Origin of the sequence: Myxococcus qinghaiensis, assembly GCF_024198215.1 — a bacterium.
GTDB lineage: Bacteria > Myxococcota > Myxococcia > Myxococcales > Myxococcaceae > Myxococcus > Myxococcus qinghaiensis.
The window spans coordinates 1-18811 of sequence record NZ_JAKCFA010000012.1 but is presented as its reverse complement, the minus strand read 5'-3'; the positions used below and the strand labels follow the sequence as shown (position 1 = coordinate 18811).

Sequence of the window (18811 nt, the reverse complement as noted above, 5' to 3'; positions counted from 1 at the left end):
TACCTTTCCGCGCATGGCACTCGACATCGAGATTCAGGAGCTGACGCCGAAGCTGTGGCCGGCGCTCGAGGCGCTGTTCGGGAAGAACGGCGCGTGCGCGGGCTGCTGGTGCATGTTCTGGCGGCTGGAGGCGGGCGAGCGCTACGCGGACGTGAAGGGTCCGGACGCGAAGCAGCGGATGAAGGCGCTGGTGGAGGAGGGCAAGGCCCAGGGCCTGCTGGCCTTCGTGGACGGCCAACCCGTGGGCTGGCTCACGCTGGGGCCGCGCCGGAGCTTCCCGCGCCTCGACAGGGCGCCGAGCTTCAAGTGTGACGACGCGGACGACGTCTGGTCGGTGCCCTGCTTCTTCATCCACAAGGACTTCCGAGGCGAGGGCGTCGCCACGGTGCTGCTGAAGTCCGCGCTGGACGTGATGCGTCAACGCGGCGTGCGCACCGTGGAGGGATATCCGGTGAAACGCCCCCAGGGCCTCGCGCGTATCTCCAATGCGTCCGCGTACACGGGCACGGTGCCGCTCTTTGAAAGACAGGGCTTCGCGTTGGCGGCCGAGCGGCCCCAGGGCAAGCAGCGCATGCGCAAGGCGCTGAAGGCCCCGCGCAAGCGGATCCGGTGACTCCAGTCACCACCTGGGGGGCCTCCCCCCTGGTGACGGTTGTCATCGGTGGTGACAGTTGTCACCACCCCCGAGGACAGGAGTGCCTTCGCGCAACCCCTTGAAAACATAAAGGAAGTGGAAGTGGGTGACCGTGGGAGATGTGTGGCACGCCGCGAGCAATAGGGGTGCTCACAACGACTTACTCGGAGAAACCCAAATGGCCATCACCTCCACGTTCAACCCCGCCGTGCAGAAGACCCTGGCTCGCACCGAGTCCAAGCTCGAGAAGCTCGAGGGCAAGTTGGAGCGTGCGTTGGTGAAGGAGCACCAGTTGCTGAAGGACCTGCGCCACGTGATGAAGCACCACGCGCAGCACCAGCAGGCGGGCCGCCCGGGCGCCGACACCTTCGACAAGGGTGGGTGCTTCCCGTCCAAGCCGCTGCCGAACGAGTGGAGCCCGCTGGACCTGGGCGCGCTGAGCGAGACGAACAAGCTGGACAAGACGAAGGGCCCCATCACCGCGGACCAGCTCACCAAGGCCATCCAGCGCGGCACGGGTGACCACGACGGCCAGGCGGCGAAGGGCGAGTACCGCGCGTTCGCGGAGTGGGCGGAGAAGAACCAGGACCGCCTCACGCCCGAGGCCAAGCAGGTGATGGACCGCTTCTCCAAGTTCGCCGCGGAGAGGAATGCCAACGGCCACACGGACGGCGACTGGCGGAAGATGATCAACGACATGAAGGGCGTGGGCGACAAGGGCGCGGAGAAGGCGCTCGCGGGCCTGGACTCGCTGCCCAAGCCCATCTCCGGCGATGACATGGCGAAGGCCATCCGCAAGGGCACGAAGGACGCGGACAACAACACCGCGGACGAGCTGAAGGCCTTCCAGGACTGGGCGAAGAAGAACGCCGACAAGCTGTCGCCCGAGGCCAAGGAAGTGATGGGCAAGTTCGAGAAGCACGCGACCAAGGCGATGGCCACGGGCGACAAGGACCTGAACACCACCGAGTGGTCCAAGATGATGAAGGACTTCAAGAGCGTGGGCGACGTGAGCGCTCGCGAGTCGCTGGCGACGCTGGACAAGGAGAACGGGCCCATCTCTGGTGAGGACCTGCTCGGCGCCATCAAGCAGGGCGCGGGCGACGCGGACGGCAACTCCACCAAGGAGCTGGCCGAGTTCCAGAAGTGGGCGGAGAAGAACAAGGACCGGCTGACGCCCGAGGCGCAGAAGGTGATGGAGACGTACCAGCAGCACGCCGAGGCGGCCGGCCCCGAGGGCATGGACAAGACGGACTTCGACGCGATGGTGAAGGACGCCTCGCAGCACAAGACCTTCCGTGATGACTCGATGCGCACCGCGCTGGAGACGCTGGATGGGAAGACCGGGAAGATCTCCGCCAAGGACCTCACGAACGCCATCAACAAGGGCGCCGGTGACTTCGACGGCCAGGCGGCCGGGGTGGAGTTCGCGGACTTCCAGAAGTGGGCGCGCCAGAACTACGACCGCCTCAGCCCGGACGCGCGCAAGGTGGTGGACACCTACGAGAAGTACGCGACCCAGTCCCTGGCCAAGGGCCAGACGGGCATCCCGGACGCCGACTTCAAGAAGATGGTGAAGGAGATGGAGCAGCTCAGCGTGGTGCGTCCTCCCCCGCGCTTCATCGCCGCCTGACTTCCGCGGCGCGAGTCGAGCAACACCACCCGGTGATAGGGACCGGGTGGAGAGGAAGGGGCCGGGCTCATCAGGCCCCCATCTCCGACAGGGCCAGGTGGTCGGCCGGCGACCCGCCCACCTGGACCTGACGTGTGCACCGAAGCTCGGCATGCACGATGCAATGAAGTCCTGGAGTGAGCGGCACCGTGGCACGACGACCGCACCGGGGTGAGGCGGGGAGACGGGTGGCGAGAGGGTGCGGACTTTTGGGTGGGACGCGGGAGCGACCGGGGCCGGGGGGCCTCGAGTCGGGCAAGGGGCTCCCGTGGACCCGCGATGATTTGCACACCGCGGCTCCCGTGCATGGAGGGGAGCCGCGGTTCGGGCTCCCCGGCTTGTTGGGGGATGAGTCGGGGGCCTTTTCTTGATGCGACGCCCTTCTTAAGAGGGGCCTCGGGTGCTCGGGCTGTTGGGGGATGGTCCGAGTCACTTTCTTTTGGCAGGACGCTGTCGGCGAAGGTCTGGGAGTGACAGAGGACTGAAGCAAGAAGGGCCCCGGACCGTTGGGGGATGGTCCGGGGCCCTTGTCTTTTTCAGCGGCGCCTCGAGGAGCGCGCGGGTGGCTACGCCTTCGACTTGGCCAGGGTGGCCTTGGCCACCTTCACCACGTTGTCGACGGTGAAGCCGAACTTCTGCTGGAGGGCCTTGATGGGGGCGGAGGCGCCGAAGCTGCGCATGGCGACGATGCCGCCATCGAAGCCGACCCAGCGCTCCCAGCCGAAGGCGGCGCCCTTCTCCACGGCGACGCGGGCGCGCACGGAGGGAGGCAGGACGCTGTCGCGGTACTCCTGGGGCTGCTGCTCGAAGAGCTCCCACGAGGGGAGGCTGACGACGCGGGACTTGATGCCCTCGGCGGTGAGCTTGTCGTGGGCGTCCATGCACAGGGCCACTTCGCTGCCGGTGCCGATGAGGACGAGCTCCGGCTTGCCGCCCTCGGCGTCCGCGAGCACGTAGCCGCCCTTGGCGACGCCGGAGGCCGCGCCGTACTTGGAGCGGTCCACGGTGGGCACGGGCTGGCGGGTGAGGACGAGGACGACGGGGTGGCTCTTCTGCTGGCCGATGACCCGCCAGGCCTCGACGACTTCGTTGGCGTCGGCGGGGCGCAGGACGATGAGGCCCGGAATCGCGCGCAGGCTGGCGAGCTGTTCCACGGGCTGGTGGGTGGGGCCGTCCTCGCCCAGGCCGATGGAGTCGTGGGTGAAGATGTGGAGTGCGGGCAGTTCCATCAGGGAGGAGAGGCGGATGGCGGGGCGCTCGTACTCACTGAAGATGAGGAACGTGGCGCCGTAGCCGCGCACCTTGCTGAGGCACAGGCCGTTGACGATGGAGCCCATGGCGTGTTCGCGCACGCCGAAGTGGATGTTGCGGCCGGAGAGGTCGCCGGGCTTCATGGACTCGGAGCCGTTGATGTACGTCTTCGTGGACGGGTTGAGGTCGGCCGAGCCGCCCACCATCCACGGGTAGTTCTTGGCGACGGCGTTGAGCACCTTGCCGCTGGACTCGCGGGTGGCCATGCCCTTGGCGTCGGTGGGGAACGTGGGCAGCTCGGAGTCCCAGCCCTTGGGGGCTTCACGGCGCTGCATGCGGGTCAGCTCGTCGGCGAGCTCGGGGAACTGCTTCTGGTACTCGACGAAGCGAGCGTCCCACGCCTCGCGCAGGGACTTGCCGCGGGCGCCCATGCGCTCCTGGAAGCGCTCGCGGACGCCCTCGGGGACCAGGAACTTCGCGTCCTCGGGCCAGCCGTAGTTGCGCTTGGTGCCCTTGATCTCCTCGTCGCCGAGCGGCTCGCCGTGGGCCTTGGAGGAGCCCTGGAGCTTGGGGGCGCCGTAGGCGATTTGGGTGGTGACGATGATGAGGGTGGGCTTGCCGCGCAGGGTCTTGAAGGCGTGGAGGGACTCGCCGAGGACGGTCAAATCGTTGGCGTCGGGGACGCGGAGGACGCGCCAGCCGTAGCCCTCGAAGCGGCGGCCCACGTCCTCGGTGAAGGCGAGGTCGGTGCTGCCGTCGATGGAGATGTGGTTGGAGTCGTAGAGCCAGCAGAGGTTGGGGAGCTGGAGGTGGCCGGCGATGGAGGCGGCCTCGGAGGCGACGCCTTCCATGAGGTCGCCGTCGCCGCAGATGGCGTAGACGTCATGGGAGAACATCTCGAAGCCGGGCTTGTTGAAGTGGCCGGCGAGCCAGCGGCTGGCGATGGCCATGCCCACGCTGTTGGCGACACCCTGGCCCAGGGGGCCGGTGGTGGTTTCGACGCCGCTGGTCCACCGGTACTCGGGGTGGCCGGGGGTGGCGGAGTCGAGTTGGCGGAACTTCTGGATGTCCTCGAGCGAGACGCTGAGGGCGTCTTCTACTTTGTAGTCGCGGGTGACGCGCTTGACGCCTGCCAGGTGGAGCAGGGCGTAGAGGAGCATGGACGCGTGGCCGTTGGAGAGGATGAAGCGGTCGCGGTCGGGCCAGATGGGGTGGGACGGGTCATACCGGAGCTCTTGTTGCCAGAGCTGGTAGGCGACGGGGGCCAGGGACATGGGAGCCCCCGGGTGACCCGAGTGGGCTTGCTGTACCGCATCCATGGCCAGGGTGCGGATGGTGTTGATGCTCAGCACGTCCTGCTGATTGTCGGTCGTCATGAGGTCCTCTCGTGGGGCGCACCATGCCGTAACTGGGGCCGGTGCGCCGCACGAAACGAGAGTCCTCGCCTGCTCGCCGTCCTGCAGTCCACGCGCCTCGGGAATTCCCCGCCCCCAAGGAGGGCGGGAGTGACTTCAGCGCCGCGCCGCCGCGCCCTTCACGGTCCGCCCTCGAGTCAAGTGCGCAACCGCCTCACCCAATCCCTCCACCGTCAGGGAGAACATGGGGAACACCTGGGCAATCATCGCAATGGACCCCGAGCGCCAGGAGCCCATGGGCTCCGGATTGAGCCAAACGTTGCGCTCGAAGTGCTGGGCCAGCTGCATCAGCCACGTCAGCCCTTCCTGTCCATCCGCCTTGTATCGCCCCTCGGCGTCCGTGCGGATGGCCAGCTCATACGGGGCCATGGATGCATCGCCCACCATGACGAGCTTGTGGTGCCGGCCCACCTGCGCCACCAGCTCCGGAACCGTCATTCCACCCGTGAGCTGCGGAGTCGCGTACAGCTTCCCGTACACACAGTTGTGAAAGTAATAAGTCCGCAGTTCCTTGAAGTGCGTCGCCTGGCTCGCGACGGAGAACAGCCGGCTCATCACCGCCGCATACGGGTCCATGGAGCCGCCCACGTCCATGGCCAGCACCACGCGGGTGTTGGGCCTGCGCGGAGGCCGAGTCACCACCTCCAGCTCTCCCGCGTTGCGAGCGGTGGCGGAGATGCTCTCGTCGATGTCCAGCTCATCCGGAGCCCCATCGCGAGCAAACGCGCGCAGCTTGCGCAGCGCCACGGCCAGCTGCCGTGTATCGAGCACCAGGTCATCGCGATACCCCGCGTACCTGCGAGCCCCCGCCTGCATCATCGCCATGCCCTGCTTGCCGCCGGCCTTGCCCCCGACGCGCATCCCCCCGCGCGCGAAGCCGTTGTTGCCGAACGGCGACGTGCCTCCCGTGCCAATCCACCGGTTGCCGCCGTCGTGCCGCTCCTTCTGCTCGCGCAGCCGTTCCTCGAACAGGCGACGAATCTCCTCGGGGTCCAGCGCCTCCAGCAGCGCCATCTCCTCGGGCGTCAACTGAGGCCGGTCGCGAGCCTCCTCCAGCCAGGACATCAGCTCCTGCGTCAGCTCCAGGCCCGCGGTCTCCACGCCCTGGAAGTGGGACAGGAACGCCTGGTCGAACGAATCCAGCTGCGTCTCCGAGTGCACCAGGAGCGCGCGAGCCACGTGGTAGAAGCCGTCGAGGCTGCTGTCATGCAGGCCCGCCTTCAGCGCACCCGCGAGGGCGAGCGCCTCCTGCGCGCCCACCTTCACGCCCCGTCGTCGCAGCTCGTAGAAGAATGGCAGGAACATGGCTCAGGCCCGGGTGCGCCGGCCGCGTCCGAAGGCCTCCGCGACGGAGACCAGGTCCTGCTCCTTCTTCAGCAAAGCGCCGAGGAACGGCAGGTTCTCGTCCAGCTTCAAGTCGCTCACGCCCTGGGCCTTGAGCACGGCAATCCAGTCGATGAGCTCGCTGGTGGAGGGCCGCTTGCGCAGGCGGGTGAAGCCGCGCAGCTCGTAGAAGACCTTGAGGGCCTGGTCCGCGAGCGCGGCGTCGAGCCCCGGGTGGTGCACATCGACGATGCGGCGCATCAGCTCCGCGTCGGGGAAGTCGATGAAGTGGAACACGCAGCGGCGCAGGAACGCGTCCGGCAGCTCCTTCTCGTTGTTGGACGTAATCACGACGATGGGGCGGTGCTTCGCGGCCACCTCGTCGTTCGTCTCCGTGACGCGGAAGCGCATCCGGTCCAACTCGTGGAGCAAGTCGTTGGGGAACTCGAGGTCCGCCTTGTCGACCTCGTCGATGAGCAGCACGACGCGCTCGGGGGCGGAGAACGCCTCGCCCAGGGGGCCCATGCGGATGTATCGGCGGATGTCTCGCACGTCGCCGTCGCCGAAGCGCGAGTCATACAGGCGCTGCACGGTGTCGTAGACATACAGGCCGTCCTGCGCGCGCGTGGTGCTCTTGACGTGCCAGGTGAGCAGCTTGTGGCCCAGGGCCTGGGCGATGGCCTCCGCCAGCAGCGTCTTGCCGGTGCCGGGCTCGCCCTTCACCAGCAGGGGGCGCTGGAGGGTGAGGGCACAGTTGACGGCGGCCTGGAGGCCCTCGTGGGTCAGGTAGGAGTCGGTGCCTCGGAAGCGGACGGAAGGAGGGGCCGGAGTCATGTCCTGCCTCCTTTAACATCCGTCGCGTCGCCGCGGGGGCCCTGGGGGCATGCCTGGGAGGGGGCTGCTCGGCGGGCCCCTGGCCCTCCCGCCAGGGCACGTCAGACCCTTTGCCTATGGTCATTCGTATCCCACCGGGTCCAAGGAATCCCGCCAGTCGCGTTCTGGGTGGGCATCCGAATGCTTGGAGGAGCTCGTCGTGGGTCACCCGTTCGTCGTCACGCTGTTGTTTGTGTGGGCCCTCTCGTCGATGGTGCGCTCCTGCCCGACGGCGACCGCCCACCTGTCCGAGCGCCCCGCGACGGTGGAGACCCAGGCTTCGAGAGCGCCCCATGCGGAGGAGCCCGAGCCCGGGGAGACCGTCGTGCTGCCCCACGGCCGGGGTTGATACGTCTGTTTCAGGGTGCCCCCCGGTCTGAGTGCTCTTTTGAGCGCAGAACCTCGGGGAACGGGTGGCGGCCGGAAATCGCTCGGGAGATGACCGTTGGCGCGCGTCGTGCAGTGTATTTCCTGTCGATAACCCAGGACGGCGTATATCCTCCCGGCACATGTCCATTGCGAATGAGCTTGGAGAGATGTTCCGGCGCGAGCTGCAGTCCCAGCTGGTGCCTTTGCAGCAGGCGGTGAATCGGTTGGAGGAGGGCCTTGAGGCCCTGGACATGCTGCGTTCAGTGACGTTCCGGTTGGCGCCGCTGACCAGCCGGTTGGGAGCCTTGGCGGGAGTTCGTCCCGCGGCGACGACGCGGCAGGCGGCGGTGTTGCCGGCTCCGGCGGCGAAGCGTGGCAAGCCCGGTCGTCGTCCGGCGGCGCAGGTGGAGCTGCCGCTGGTGGCGACGCGGGGCGCGGCGAAGGCGCCGGCAGCGGTGGCGCGTGGTGCGAAGACGGCGGATGGCTCGCGTTCGTGCGCCATCATCGGCTGCAAGCGCCCCAGCCGTTCGAAGGGGTACTGCTCGGCGCACTACCAGAAGCTGCGGTTGCTGATGCGCACGGACCGTCGTCCGACGGCGTGGGTGGATGACGCCCGGCCGCAGTCGGTGCAGGACGTGAAGCTGCCGCGCGGTCGTGCGGCGAGCAAGGCGCTGCAGGAGGCCCAGCCGGTGGCCGCGACGCGTGGAGCGTCCCGGTCCAAGGCGGCGGCGCGTGGCAAGAAGGGCAGGATGGCGTAGCGGTAGCTGAATCGCGGCGGTTTCGCGCTCCAGCTCGCGGTCCATTCGACGTGGGCTCCCGAAGTGAGGGAGCCCTCCGCCTCGCTTGAGTGTCCCCGAGAAGGGCCGCTGCGCGAGGCGTGTATTCGAAGTGCGAGCATCTCCTGTCCAAGCGCCCTGCCTCGAAGCCGGAGGCGCGCCAGGCCGGGCACGCCGGAACCCTGTGTCGATGCGCTCAGGTGCCAGCCGAGCACGCTGGGGCCATGCAGTGATGCGTTCAGGTGTCAGCTCAGCACGCTGGGGCCATGCAGTGATGCGCTCAGGTGCCAGCTCAGCACGCTGGAGCCATGCAGTGATGCGCTCAGGTGCCAGCTGAGCACGGTGGAATCCTGCGTCGATGCGCTCAGGTGCCAGCCGAGCACGTCGGAGCCATTCGTCGATGCGCTCAGGTGCCAGGCCGAGCGCGGTGGAGCCCTGCGTTGATGTGCTCAGGTGCCAGGCCGAGCGCGGTGGAGCCCTGCGTCGATGTGCTCAGGTGCCAAGCCGAGCGCGGTGGAGCCCTGCGTCGATGCGCTCAGGTGTCATGCCGAGCGAGGTGGAACCGTGAGGCGGGGTGCCTGGGGACCAGGCCAGGAACAGCGCGGCTGTGCGGCGATGTGCTCGGGTGCAAGGCCGAGGACGCGCATGGGCGTGCCGCGCCCCTGCTGAAGGTGTGTCCGGAGCGTGCCGCCACGGGCGAGGTGGCGTGCGCCGGACCCCCGGTTCGCGAGGGCGGAAGCGCGTCATCCAGGCGGGCATGTGGATGGCGGACAGGCGAGTGCGCGCTCCCGTTGACAGTGTGGGGCTGGTGATGGGATTCGGGCGCCATGAGTGAGCAAGGCTATCCAGTCACCGTGGCGGTGCGGCGCCCCGATGGGCGCGTCGAGCAGGTGCGAGTCGGCACGGCGTTCAAGAATGAAGAAGGCTTCACGCTGAAGATGGGCGAGCTGTCCATCGGCGGGACGCCGGATGCGGCCTCCGCGGCGCCTCGTCGCGCGGCGGCGCCGAGTGGAGGCGGTGGTGGTGGCGGAGGGGACGGAATGCTCCTCCCGAACTACGGCCGCAGCAAGGGTGCTCCGGTGGTGGGCGCGAGCATGCAGGACCTGGAGTTCTACGCGAATGGCGCGCGCCGCTCGCTGAACGACCCGAGCAAGTCGCGCTGGCACGACAAGGAGCGCCAGTTGCTCGCGGCCATTGAGGCGGAGATGGCGCGTCAGCAGGGTGGCGGAGGCGGCGGCAGCGAGGGCTACGACAACCGTGGTGGCGGCGGTGGTGGTGGCGGCTACGGCGGTCGTGGCGGTGGCGGCTACCAGGACGACGTTCCGCCCCCGGGCGACGACGACAACATCCCGTTCTGAAGAAGCGGTGTAGCGGGCACCCTGTTCAAGGGGTGCTCGCGGGACGGGACACGGACACCGTGCGAGCCACGGTGTCCGAACCGTCTCGAGCGCGTCGAACACGGAAGGCGTGAGGACGTCCGCGCCGTGTCTCGAAGTCCTGGCTCCATTGAGCGGATCGCTGTGCGCCCCGTCGAGCCCGACTTCTCCCACGACCTCAAGAGGAGGCCCATCACCTGGAGGAGCGCTGCGCGCCACGTCGGGCCCGACTTCTCCCACGACCTCGAGAGGCGGCCCGTCACCTGGCGGAGCGCTGTGCGCCCATCGAGCCCGGCTTGCCGCAAGAGACCTCGCGAGGAGGACCGTCACATCTTCAGACGGAGGCCTGTACCCCGCTGGCGCACGGCAGCCACACGGTGAAGGTGGTGCCCTGTCCGACGGTGCTGTTGACGGTGACCTCGCCGTGGTGTCCGTCGACGATGCGGCGGACGATGGCGAGCCCCAGTCCGGTGCCGCTGGCGCGGGTGGTGAAGAACGGCTCGAAGATGCGCTGTTGCACCTCGGGAGCGATGCCGTGCCCGGTATCGGAGATGGTGAGCCGCGCGTGAGGAGTCCCGGCGCGGGTATCCGGTTCGATTCGTGTGACGAGGTTGCCGCCGGAGGGCATGGCCTGCACGGCATTGGTGAACAGGTTGGTGAGGGCGACGTGGAGCAGGTGGGCATCCAGGTCGATGGGCGGGAGCGCGTCGTCCAGGGCGCGTGAGACGCTGATGCCCGAAGGCCCCGAGCGCAGGGACGCGGTCAGCGCGCCCTCGACGACGGGCCCGAGCGCCTGGGCCCGCAGCCGTGGCTCCATGGGCCGGGTGAAGTCGAGCAGGTCATTGACGATGAGGTCCAGGCGTTGGACCTCCTCATCCATGATGCCGAGCAGGGTGCCCGCAGGGCCGGTGGCCGTCTGGGGCGCGAGTCGGCGGATGGCGGCGAGCGCGTTGGAGATGGCGCCCAGGGGATTGCGGACCTCGTGGGCCACGGTGGCGCTCAGCTCGCCGAGCGCGGCCATGCGCTCGCGGCGCACGAGGGTGGCCTGGGTGGCGGCGAGCGTCTCCAGGGACTGGCGCAGCTCCTGGTTGAGGTGGCTCACCTCTTCCTGGGCGCGGCGTCGCTCGCTGAGGGCGCTGGCGAGCAGCAGTCCGGACACGCTGGCGACGGCGAGGAAGGACTGGAGGAAGGTGAGGCTGTCGTTGTGCCAGGCGAACTGGGCGAAGGGCCCGTTGCCGTGGGCGGTGTGCCAGAGGGCGAGCGTGGACATCACCGCGGTGGCCATGGTGGTGCCCCGGGCCTCGAAGCGCAGGGCGGCCCACAGCAGGAAGGGGAAGGACAGGTAGGTGACGGGGTGGAAGGTGGCGGGAGGCGCCGCGGTGGGCGGCATGCTGAACACCCACTGGGTGGCCACCCCGAGCAGCAGCAGCAGCGCGGCCAGCTCCAGGCGTCGTTGCCGGTTCCACCCGTCGAGTCCCCGCGACAGCCAGGTGAGCAGCAGGGGCGCCACCAGCAGCACGCCCATGGCGTTGCCCACCCAGAACACGCGCCACGAGGGCCAGAAGTCGCTCGCGGCCATGCGCTGGTTCGACAGCATGAAGCCCATGCCCAGGCTGGCGCTGATGAGGGTGCTGCCGAGGGCGGCCAGCCCCACCAGTCCCAGCACGTCCCGCACGCGGTCCATCGCGGGGTGGATGCGCACCAGTCGCCGCAGGAGCACGGCGCCCACCATGGCCTCGAGCAGGTTGCCGGTGGCGACGACGAAGCCGGCGGAGGTGACGGGAAGGTGGGCGTCGTGGACGGCGAACGGCTCCACCAGGATGGCGCCGAGCACGAGCAGCGGCCACTCCCGGTGCCGGGTGAGCAAAAGCCCCACGAGCGCCACGCCGCTGGGGGGCCACATGGCGGAGACCAGGTGGGGAGGGAAGGCGAGCACCGAGCCCAGCCGGACGCCGAGCGCATAGGCCCCGACGAAGAGCACGAGTCGGATGAGGGGCTGCCAGCGGCGGGGGTAGGACTTGAGCGAGGGCACGTCCCATTCGTCGGGCCTCGCTCGGGACATGCGTCGTCGCGACGAGGCGGTGGGTTCCGACGCCTTTCGGTCGGCGGAGACTGGCACGGGCCCGCGCGCTCCGGGAAGCACTCGACCTCACGGAGGACCCCGGCTTACCGGTTCGAGCTGAAAACCACCGGGCGTCCACGCACGTAGCAACGGGGTGGGTCGTGGATGTCTCGGCACTGGGAGTGCGCAATCACTTGCAACACAGGGGTTTCCCTGAGCGCTCCGTCCGCCTTGAGTGGAGGCGTCGCGCACGGAAAGTAAATGTATCGCCGGGGGGACTTCGGAAGTGTCGCAAAGTGCTTCAAAATTGAAGCAGAGCCATGTCCCCAGTAAATCCAGGGGATTGCCCGGTTGGAAGGGCATCAGGGGATTCAAAGGTGAAGCCGCTTCTCGCGAAATGGACCGTCATTTCAAGGGCTTCGTTTCTGGCGTGAATCCTGCTCGACAGAACGGGCCAGGGAATCCCTCCCATCCGGCGTGGCGGTGAAAAGACGAGGCCATGAAATGACACCCAATGTCTGTGTCGTCGGAGCCGGGGCTTTCGTTCCATCGCGTCGGGTGAGCAATGCGCGGATAGCACGAGCCATCCCCGGGTGGCCGGCGGAGCGCATCGAGGAGAAGCTGGGCATCCGTGAGCGGCGCTTCCTGTGGGACATCGACGAGGCGACGGGGCGCGCGGTGCCTCCGCCGGAGGACGATGGCCACGTCTATCCCGCGACGAACACGGACATGTGCGAGGTGGCGCTGCGCAAGGCGCTGACGAGCTCGGGCGTGGACGCGGGGGAGCTGGACGCGCTCTTCGTGGTGACGTGCACGCCGGATGCGCCGCACTTCAACCACGACGCCATGCAGTTGCACCACCGGCTGGGGCTGAGGGAGGACGCCTTCGCGCTGGTGGTGGACGACGGGTGTGGTGGCACGACGTACGTGTTGGACCTGGTGAAGAAGATGATGGACGGGGGCCGCTTCCGCACGGTGGCGGTGGTGGCGTCGGCCTTCACGTCGCCGCTGGTGAACCGGGAGGTGTACCTGGACGAGCTGCCTCCGGGGCCGGGCCGGTCCAAGACGCTCCAGGGCTACCTCTCCATGTACGTGTTCGGGGACGGGGCGGGCGCGGTGGTGCTCCAGGCGAAGCAGGACGCGCCGGCCGGAGCGGGCATCCTCGCGTCGTTCTCGGGCAACGCGCACGGGGACCTGGTCATCCGCAAGGGAGGCGGGTTGTTGAAGCTCCCCTACCAGCCGGGTCGGTCTCGGCCCGCGGACATGGCCTTCGTGGTGGATGGGTTTCGCGTGGCGCGCAGCTACCCGGAGTACATGCAGAAGTGCCTCGACACGGTGTTGAGTCCCAGACCCGAGCTGAAGGGTGAGGTGAAGCGGTACTACTTTCACCAACCCAACAAGCGGGTGATGGATGCCTTCGTGTCGCGTGCGGGGCTGTCGCCGGAAGCGGTCGCTTGCAATGTTGACTTGTATGGAAACACGTCGGCGGCGGGGATGCTCATCCTGCTGGCGGAGGACCTGGAGGCGGGTCGCGTTCGACTGGGTGCGGGGGACATTGTGTTGGTGGCGGCCGTTGGAGCGAATATCCACTACGGCGCCCAGCTGATTCGGCTGTAAACTTCGAGTGCCTCCTTCCCCCGTGGAGACACCGTTTGATGACAGACATGAAGCAGCCGTCGGACGCGCTCGAGCCTCACCTCGCGCGCGAATTGGAGGAACGCGTCTCGTTGGCGACGCGAGAAGACACCGCGCGAGGCCTGTTTTTCAATGGCGTGCTTGGCGCGGTGAAGGTGCTTGGTGGCGAAGGCGCGGTACAGCGGTGCCTCGCCGTCGCGGGCGAAAAGAAGTACATCGATTTCTTCAACTACCCGGTGGCGGCGTTCCTGCGGCTGTCCTTCACGGCGGCGCAGGTGATGGGACCGCAGTTGGGTGGGTTCGACCCGGCGTTGCGGAGGATGGGAGTGCAGGCGACGTCGGACTTCCTGTCCTCGGCGGCGGGCAAGACGTTGTTGCTGCTGGCGGGCAACAGCCCGAAGCGGATGTTGGGCAACCTGCACTCGGGCTACCGGGCGGCGGTGAGCTACGGTGAGCGCGGCGTGAAGTGGACGAGCGAGACGAGTGGCGTCTTCACGATGAAGCGCGACTTCATGACGCCGGCCTATCACGAGGGTGTGCTCCAGGCGGTCATCGAGGCGATGGGCGGAAAGCAGGTGCACGTGAGCGGCAAGAAGACGGGTCCGCTCGACGCCGAGTACACGCTGTCCTGGCAGTAGCAGCGGCCTCCAGGCGCGCGCGGTACGGAGGGGCCGTGCGCGCCCGGGGCATCGAGTTTCTCGCGGCGGAGGTCAGCCGGAGCGCCGGGTCTGTCGGCACGTGAGGCCGGATTGCGCGCGGGGCTCCGCAGGCTCGAACAAAGGGAGCAGCCTATGTCGCGGTGGCACGGTGGTGCGGTGGTGCTGGGAGCGTGGGTGGTGCTGGCGGGAGCGTCCGAGGCGCGAGCCGCGGAGGAGGAGGTCTACCAGTTCCGCACGCAGGAGGACCCGACGAAGCCCCCGGACGCGGCGGTGTGCGCGAAGGCGCCGTTCGAGACGACGGTGAAGCTGGGCGCGAGCATCTACGTGCCGAAGAGCCGCGAGCGCGACGGCAAGTGGGTGAGCCGGGGTGAGAAGAGCGTGGGGACGGCGACGGCGTGCCTGCGAATCACGGACACCCGCTTCCCGGCGGGGCAGCAAATCCCGGCGCACATGCGCTTCAACCTGCCGGAGGGAAGCTTCACGGCGTCGGGGACGTGCACGCTGGTGAGCAACGACGTCCCGGTAGCGGGGCTCGTGCTGGCGGGCTGTGCGTTGAAGCTGGTGGAGCTGCCGAGCGGCTACGCGGGCGGCACGGTGTCGAGCACCAGCGTGTTCAACCCGGGGAAGCTGCCCGGCTATGCGACGGGCTCGAACTACACGCTCTACGTGTACCGTGCCGAAGCCCCGAAGGCCGCCGGAGCCAAGGCCCCGATGCCCTGAGCAGCCCTGTCAGTAGAGAGTTCCCAGAAGGGCCGAAGCCGCAACGCGAGCCAGGTCGGGTGGCCGAGCCCTTGGCGCGCGAGGTGCGCCTCGTCGCAACATCCAAGACATGCGGAGCGGCCAGGTCGGACCGGAGGAGCGACGTTGAAATCGCGTCCGGAGTGAAGCGTTCCGCCATGCCGTCCGGGTGCTCATAGAAGACGCCCGGCGAGAGCGGCCAGGCGCTCGCACAGCTCCTCGTGGGAGAAGCGAGGGGCATCGCGCATGTTGAGTGCAGCCGCGGAGGCTGACGCCGCGAGCAGGTGGAGGCGCGTCGGCAACTCCAGTGCGACCTCCAGGAGCCAGAGGTCCAGCACGTCCACGGAACGTTCTCGGAGTCCTGTCCGGAGGAAAGGGCATCTCGGGGGATACGGGCGCGTGGGTCTACTGGCGGACGATTCATTCCGCTTTCGGAAATTCCGAAAACGGAGCGATTGTTATGCTGTGGCCATGAAGCGGCTCCGATTCGTCCTGGAAGTGCACCGGGCCACCCACCGCATCGGCCTGTTCCTGGAGGCCGTCGAGCCTCCTCTGGGGCTCTCGCAGGGGGAGGCTCATTTGTTGGCCTACTTGTTGGAGGCGGGAGACACGTCGCTGAGCGAGCTGCACCAGGCTTTCGCGCACAAGCGCTCCACGCTGACCAGCTACATGGACCGGCTGGAGGCGAAGCGGCTGGTGAAGCGGGAGTCGAGACCGGAGGACCGGCGCTCGTTCCAGGTGTTGTTGACGGGCACGGGCCGGGCGTTGGCCACCCGGGTCCACCGTCGCCTGGAGGTGCTGGAGGCCGCGGTGCTGGAGCGACTGGGGGATGAGGACGTGGAGGGCCTCACGACGGGGCTGGAGGCCCTCGCCGAGGTGGACCGGGAGGCCCGACCGGCGCGCAAATCGGGCTCGAAGAAGAAGGTGGCCAAATCATGAGCGAGCAACGGGACCCCGTGGGAGACACGGACGCGGACTTCCTCGCGGCGGTGGAGGCGGCCACGTGGCCAGGAGAGCACTTCCGTCACCGGGAGCATCTGCGGTTGGCCTGGCTGTGTCTGCGAGCGGAGGGCTTCGATGGGGGACTGGCGCGCCTGCGCGGGCTCATCCGGAGCTACGCCACGGCGCTCGGGGCGACGGGCAAGTACCACGAGACGATGACCCGGGGCTGGGCGGAGCTGGTCCAGGGGGCGATGGACGCGGCGCCCGGGAGCGCGTCCCTGGACGCGTTGCTGGAGGCGAGCCCCGAGCTGGCCGACGCGAGGCTGTTGGCGAGCCACTACCAGAAGGCGACCCTGGACTCCGCCGAGGCACGAGCAATCTGGGTGGAGCCGGACCTGAAGCCGCTGAGACCGGGGAGCGCGCCCCGGTAGCGGGAGTCAGGGGCCCGTGAGGTTGTTGTCCCGCATGTATTTGTCCAGGGTGCGGCGGGCCTGGGAGCGGACCTTGTTCTTGAGGAAGGGCGTCCAGCCGAGGACGAGTCCGGCGGGGCCCAGGGCCTGTCGGGACCAGGTCCAGAAGTCGAAGCTGTCCTGGTGGCGGACAATCTTCCCGTCGCGGAACTCGAACGCCGCGTCGATGCGGTTGAGGACCTTCCGGCCGGTGGTGGCGAAGGTGTAGCGAGCATCCCAGTGGGCGCGGCCGGTGCGGTCATCGGCCTGGACGTCGCGGAAGGTGACCTCCAGGTCTTTGCCGCGCTCGACGAGCATGCTCCACATGGCGGTGGTTCCCCCGTGGCGCAGGCCGAGGAAGACCGCGTCGGAAAACTCGACGTCCGGGTGGTAGCAGGCGTTCATGGCCTTCGCGTCGCGACGCTGGAACGCTGAGTAGAAGTCGGTGATGAGCTGGGAGTGCGGGTGCATGCCGGAGGTCTACCAGACCTGTGCTCGGCCATGCTGGGGCTTCACGAGTCCCACCCAAGGTGTTCCGGCGTGGCACCGGGAGGGGGGCACATGGCAAATTGCGGCCCATGGCTCGCGACATCGTCATCTGGCCGCACAAGGTCCTCACCTCGCCCACGAAGCCCGTGACGGACTTCGGACCCTCGCTCCAGAAGCTCCTGGAGGAGATGGCCGAATCCATGAAGGAAGCCGAAGGCATCGGCATCGCCGCCAATCAGGTGGGCGAGTCGCTGCGCGTGGCCCTGGTGGGGCGTGAGGACGGAACGTCCTTCGAAATCGTCAACCCACAAATCCTGGAGAAGAAGGAGAAGGTGACGTTGGAGGAGGGCTGCCTCTCCGTCCCGCGAGAGTGGGAGAAGTGCCCCCGCTTCCACCAGGTCAAGGTCCGCTACCAGGACAGGACGGGGGAGTGGCACGAGGTGGAGGCGGAGGGGCGCCTGGCCCACGTCCTCCAGCACGAAATCGACCACCTGGACGGCCACGTCTTCGTGGACCACCTCTCCGGGCTGAAGCGCACGCTCATCCTGGACAAGATGAAGAAGCTCCAGAAGATGAAGGCCCGGCAGAAGGAGAGCTGAGCGGCCTGCCTGGAAGGAGGGCATGTGGCGCCTGGCACCATTCCCGAGCGGGTGACGGCCTTCCGCGAGCAGTACCGCGGCGAGCACGTCGGTCCCCGCTACTCTGGCCGGGCGCACTTCGCCTTCACGAGCCTGGGCTCGCTGGCGGTCATCCTGCTGGCGCTCTCTCGAGTGGAGGCGGTGCGTCCCTGGGAGTGGTTGACCGTCCCAGGAGTCTTCCTGCTGGGGAACGTGGTGGAGTTCCTGGGGCACCGGGGGCCCATGCACCATAGGAGGCGGGGCCTGGGGCTCCTCTTCCAGCGCCACACCGAGCAGCACCACCGCTTCTTCACCCACGACGCCCTGGCCTACGAGTCACCCCGGGACGTGAAGATGGTGCTCTTCCCGCCGGTGTTGCTCCTCTTCTTCCTGGGAGCTGTCGCAGCGCCGCTGGGAGTCCTCACCTTCCTCGCGTCGACGCGGAACGCGGGCTGGCTCTTCGTGGCGTCGGTGGTGGGCTACTACCTCTCCTATGAGTGGCTCCACTTCTGCCACCACCTGCCGCCCGAGCACCGGCTGGCCCGACTCCGGCCGCTCATCTGGCTCCGGCGACACCACCAGGTGCACCACGACCCCTCCAAGATGGGCCGGTGGAACTTCAACATCACCGTTCCGCTCTCGGACTGGTTGTTCGGGACCCTGGCCTCGCCTCCAACGTCGGAGGGCGGGCGGCGCGGCGACCCTTGAGGCCGAGGAAGCCTTCCCGGGGCGTCGGGGGTTCTCGAAATGGGGGACGGTGGATAAATCCCCGCGACCGAACATCCGGTATTTGACGGACGAGAAGTGACGAGGTAGTAACTGGACCCCTGCTCGACGCCTTGGTGCCCCGGCACCTGACGGCGAACGGACGGGGCAAGTAAACGGTCGACGAAGGTTGTTGACCTGGGACGCGGCGGTGATAGAAGCCGCGCCCCCTGGCCGAAACGGTGATCGCGGTAACTCACCGGGGCGGACGCAGGAAAGAAGACGGAGCCAACCAAATAGGTTGATCCAGGGTGCGGTGGTGATAAAAGCCGCCCTCCCGAAAGAAGCAGCGGAAGCCACTGGGCGGCGCTGGGGATTTCGGGAAGCAGCGAAGAAGAAAAGCGAAACTGGGTGGTTGACGGGGACGCGAAGATGAAATAGAAGAGGCGCCCCGCTGACGCCGGAAAGAAGTTGAAGGCGGCGGCAGGGTAGCAGGAAGTCGCGGTTGAAACAAGCGACTCGGTCTTTGAAAACCAAATAGCAAGCCCAAGAAGAAGAGAAGGATTGCGGAAACCACAGTCAATCTTTGAGAAGGCACCAGCAAGGGAGCGCTGAGAAGCGCATACCAGCAGTGCCTGCAGTGAATCAGCGAGTTGGGGTTCCTTAGCCGGACCCCGACTGACGCCGGTTCAACCTTCGAATTAAAATTGGAGAGTTTGATCCTGGCTCAGAACGAACGCTGGCGGCGTGCCTAACACATGCAAGTCGAGCGCGAATAGGGGCAACCCTTAGTAGAGCGGCGCACGGGTGCGTAACACGTGGATAA

At 67.8% G+C, this 18811-nt stretch carries 18 protein-coding genes and 1 rRNA gene; 13 read left to right on the top strand and 6 right to left on the bottom strand.

Annotated features, from left to right (window positions below; all coding sequences use genetic code 11):
* The first annotated feature begins 13 nt into the window (after nucleotides 1-13).
* Both LZ199_RS22810 and LZ199_RS22805 read left to right on the top strand, forming a co-directional pair.
* A complete protein-coding gene (locus tag LZ199_RS22810; protein ID WP_253995855.1) occupies nucleotides 14-613 on the top strand; it encodes a GNAT family N-acetyltransferase in 600 nt (199 codons plus the stop codon).
* A gap of 199 nt (nucleotides 614-812) precedes the next feature.
* Nucleotides 813-2267, top strand: coding sequence for a hypothetical protein (locus LZ199_RS22805; RefSeq protein ID WP_253995854.1), 1455 nt, complete (start codon nucleotides 813-815; stop codon nucleotides 2265-2267).
* 605 nt (nucleotides 2268-2872) lie between these two features.
* Here the strand turns inward: LZ199_RS22805 and tkt are convergent.
* From tkt to LZ199_RS22790, 3 genes are all read right to left on the bottom strand, one after another.
* Entirely contained in the window at nucleotides 2873-4933 is a 2061-nt protein-coding gene (tkt, locus tag LZ199_RS22800) for a transketolase (protein ID WP_253995853.1), read from the bottom strand.
* Between the two features lie 135 nt (nucleotides 4934-5068).
* A complete protein-coding gene (locus tag LZ199_RS22795) occupies nucleotides 5069-6277 on the bottom strand; it encodes a vWA domain-containing protein (RefSeq protein WP_253995852.1) in 1209 nt (402 codons plus the stop codon).
* Between the two features lie 3 nt (nucleotides 6278-6280).
* On the bottom strand, nucleotides 6281-7129 hold the full coding sequence (locus LZ199_RS22790; RefSeq protein WP_253995851.1) for an AAA family ATPase: 849 nt from the start codon (nucleotides 7127-7129) through the stop codon (nucleotides 6281-6283).
* A 199-nt stretch (nucleotides 7130-7328) separates the two neighbouring features.
* Here LZ199_RS22790 and LZ199_RS22785 point away from each other — a divergent pair, with 199 nt between their 5' ends.
* The 3 genes from LZ199_RS22785 (at nucleotide 7329) to LZ199_RS22775 (ending at nucleotide 9671) form a co-directional block, all read left to right on the top strand.
* Nucleotides 7329-7517: a hypothetical protein gene (locus LZ199_RS22785; RefSeq protein ID WP_253995850.1), complete on the top strand. Its 189-nt coding sequence runs from the start codon at nucleotides 7329-7331 to the stop codon at nucleotides 7515-7517.
* Between the two features lie 160 nt (nucleotides 7518-7677).
* Nucleotides 7678-8295 (top strand): vegetative protein, encoded by a 618-nt coding sequence (locus tag LZ199_RS22780; RefSeq protein ID WP_253995849.1) that lies wholly within the window; start codon nucleotides 7678-7680, stop codon nucleotides 8293-8295.
* Between the two features lie 845 nt (nucleotides 8296-9140).
* Nucleotides 9141-9671, top strand: a complete 531-nt coding sequence (locus LZ199_RS22775) for a hypothetical protein (protein WP_253995848.1) — start codon at nucleotides 9141-9143, stop codon at nucleotides 9669-9671.
* A 352-nt stretch (nucleotides 9672-10023) separates the two neighbouring features.
* Here the strand turns inward: LZ199_RS22775 and LZ199_RS22770 are convergent, their stop codons facing one another.
* The gene (locus LZ199_RS22770) at nucleotides 10024-11721 is read right to left on the bottom strand and encodes an MASE1 domain-containing protein (RefSeq protein WP_253995847.1); all 1698 of its coding nucleotides are present in this window, start codon (nucleotides 11719-11721) and stop codon (nucleotides 10024-10026) included.
* A 534-nt stretch (nucleotides 11722-12255) separates the two neighbouring features.
* On the opposite strand from LZ199_RS22770, the gene LZ199_RS22765 reads away from it, so the two are divergent.
* The 3 genes from LZ199_RS22765 (at nucleotide 12256) to LZ199_RS22755 (ending at nucleotide 14765) form a co-directional block, all read left to right on the top strand.
* Nucleotides 12256-13368, top strand: a complete 1113-nt coding sequence (locus LZ199_RS22765; RefSeq protein WP_253995846.1) for a 3-oxoacyl-ACP synthase III family protein — start codon at nucleotides 12256-12258, stop codon at nucleotides 13366-13368.
* Nucleotides 13369-13406: 38 nt separating this feature from the next.
* Nucleotides 13407-14024, top strand: coding sequence for a DUF2378 family protein (locus tag LZ199_RS22760; RefSeq protein ID WP_253995845.1), 618 nt, complete (start codon nucleotides 13407-13409; stop codon nucleotides 14022-14024).
* A 153-nt stretch (nucleotides 14025-14177) separates the two neighbouring features.
* Nucleotides 14178-14765 carry a hypothetical protein gene (locus LZ199_RS22755; protein WP_253995844.1) on the top strand — a complete coding sequence of 196 codons (588 nt, stop codon included), beginning with the start codon at nucleotides 14178-14180 and terminating at the stop codon, nucleotides 14763-14765.
* 191 nt (nucleotides 14766-14956) lie between these two features.
* Here LZ199_RS22755 and LZ199_RS22750 read toward each other — a convergent pair whose 3' ends face one another.
* The gene (locus LZ199_RS22750) at nucleotides 14957-15127 is read right to left on the bottom strand and encodes a hypothetical protein (RefSeq protein ID WP_253995843.1); all 171 of its coding nucleotides are present in this window, start codon (nucleotides 15125-15127) and stop codon (nucleotides 14957-14959) included.
* A gap of 127 nt (nucleotides 15128-15254) precedes the next feature.
* Between LZ199_RS22750 and LZ199_RS22745 the strand changes: the two genes are divergently transcribed.
* A complete protein-coding gene (locus LZ199_RS22745; protein ID WP_253995842.1) occupies nucleotides 15255-15722 on the top strand; it encodes a MarR family winged helix-turn-helix transcriptional regulator in 468 nt (155 codons plus the stop codon).
* A complete protein-coding gene (locus LZ199_RS22740) occupies nucleotides 15719-16156 on the top strand; it encodes a hypothetical protein (RefSeq protein ID WP_253995841.1) in 438 nt (145 codons plus the stop codon). Before LZ199_RS22745 ends, LZ199_RS22740 begins: the two co-directional genes overlap by 4 nt.
* 6 nt (nucleotides 16157-16162) lie before the next feature.
* Here the strand turns inward: LZ199_RS22740 and LZ199_RS22735 are convergent, their stop codons facing one another.
* A complete protein-coding gene (locus LZ199_RS22735) occupies nucleotides 16163-16645 on the bottom strand; it encodes a nuclear transport factor 2 family protein (RefSeq protein ID WP_253995840.1) in 483 nt (160 codons plus the stop codon).
* 107 nt (nucleotides 16646-16752) lie between these two features.
* On the opposite strand from LZ199_RS22735, the gene def reads away from it, so the two are divergent.
* The 3 genes from def to LZ199_RS22720 form a co-directional block, all read left to right on the top strand.
* Nucleotides 16753-17262 (top strand): peptide deformylase, encoded by a 510-nt coding sequence (gene def, locus LZ199_RS22730; RefSeq protein ID WP_253995839.1) that lies wholly within the window; start codon nucleotides 16753-16755, stop codon nucleotides 17260-17262.
* A gap of 24 nt (nucleotides 17263-17286) precedes the next feature.
* Nucleotides 17287-17988: a sterol desaturase family protein gene (locus tag LZ199_RS22725; RefSeq protein WP_253995838.1), complete on the top strand. Its 702-nt coding sequence runs from the start codon at nucleotides 17287-17289 to the stop codon at nucleotides 17986-17988.
* 701 nt (nucleotides 17989-18689) lie between these two features.
* Nucleotides 18690-18811, top strand: a 16S ribosomal RNA gene (locus LZ199_RS22720); the annotation flags it as partial.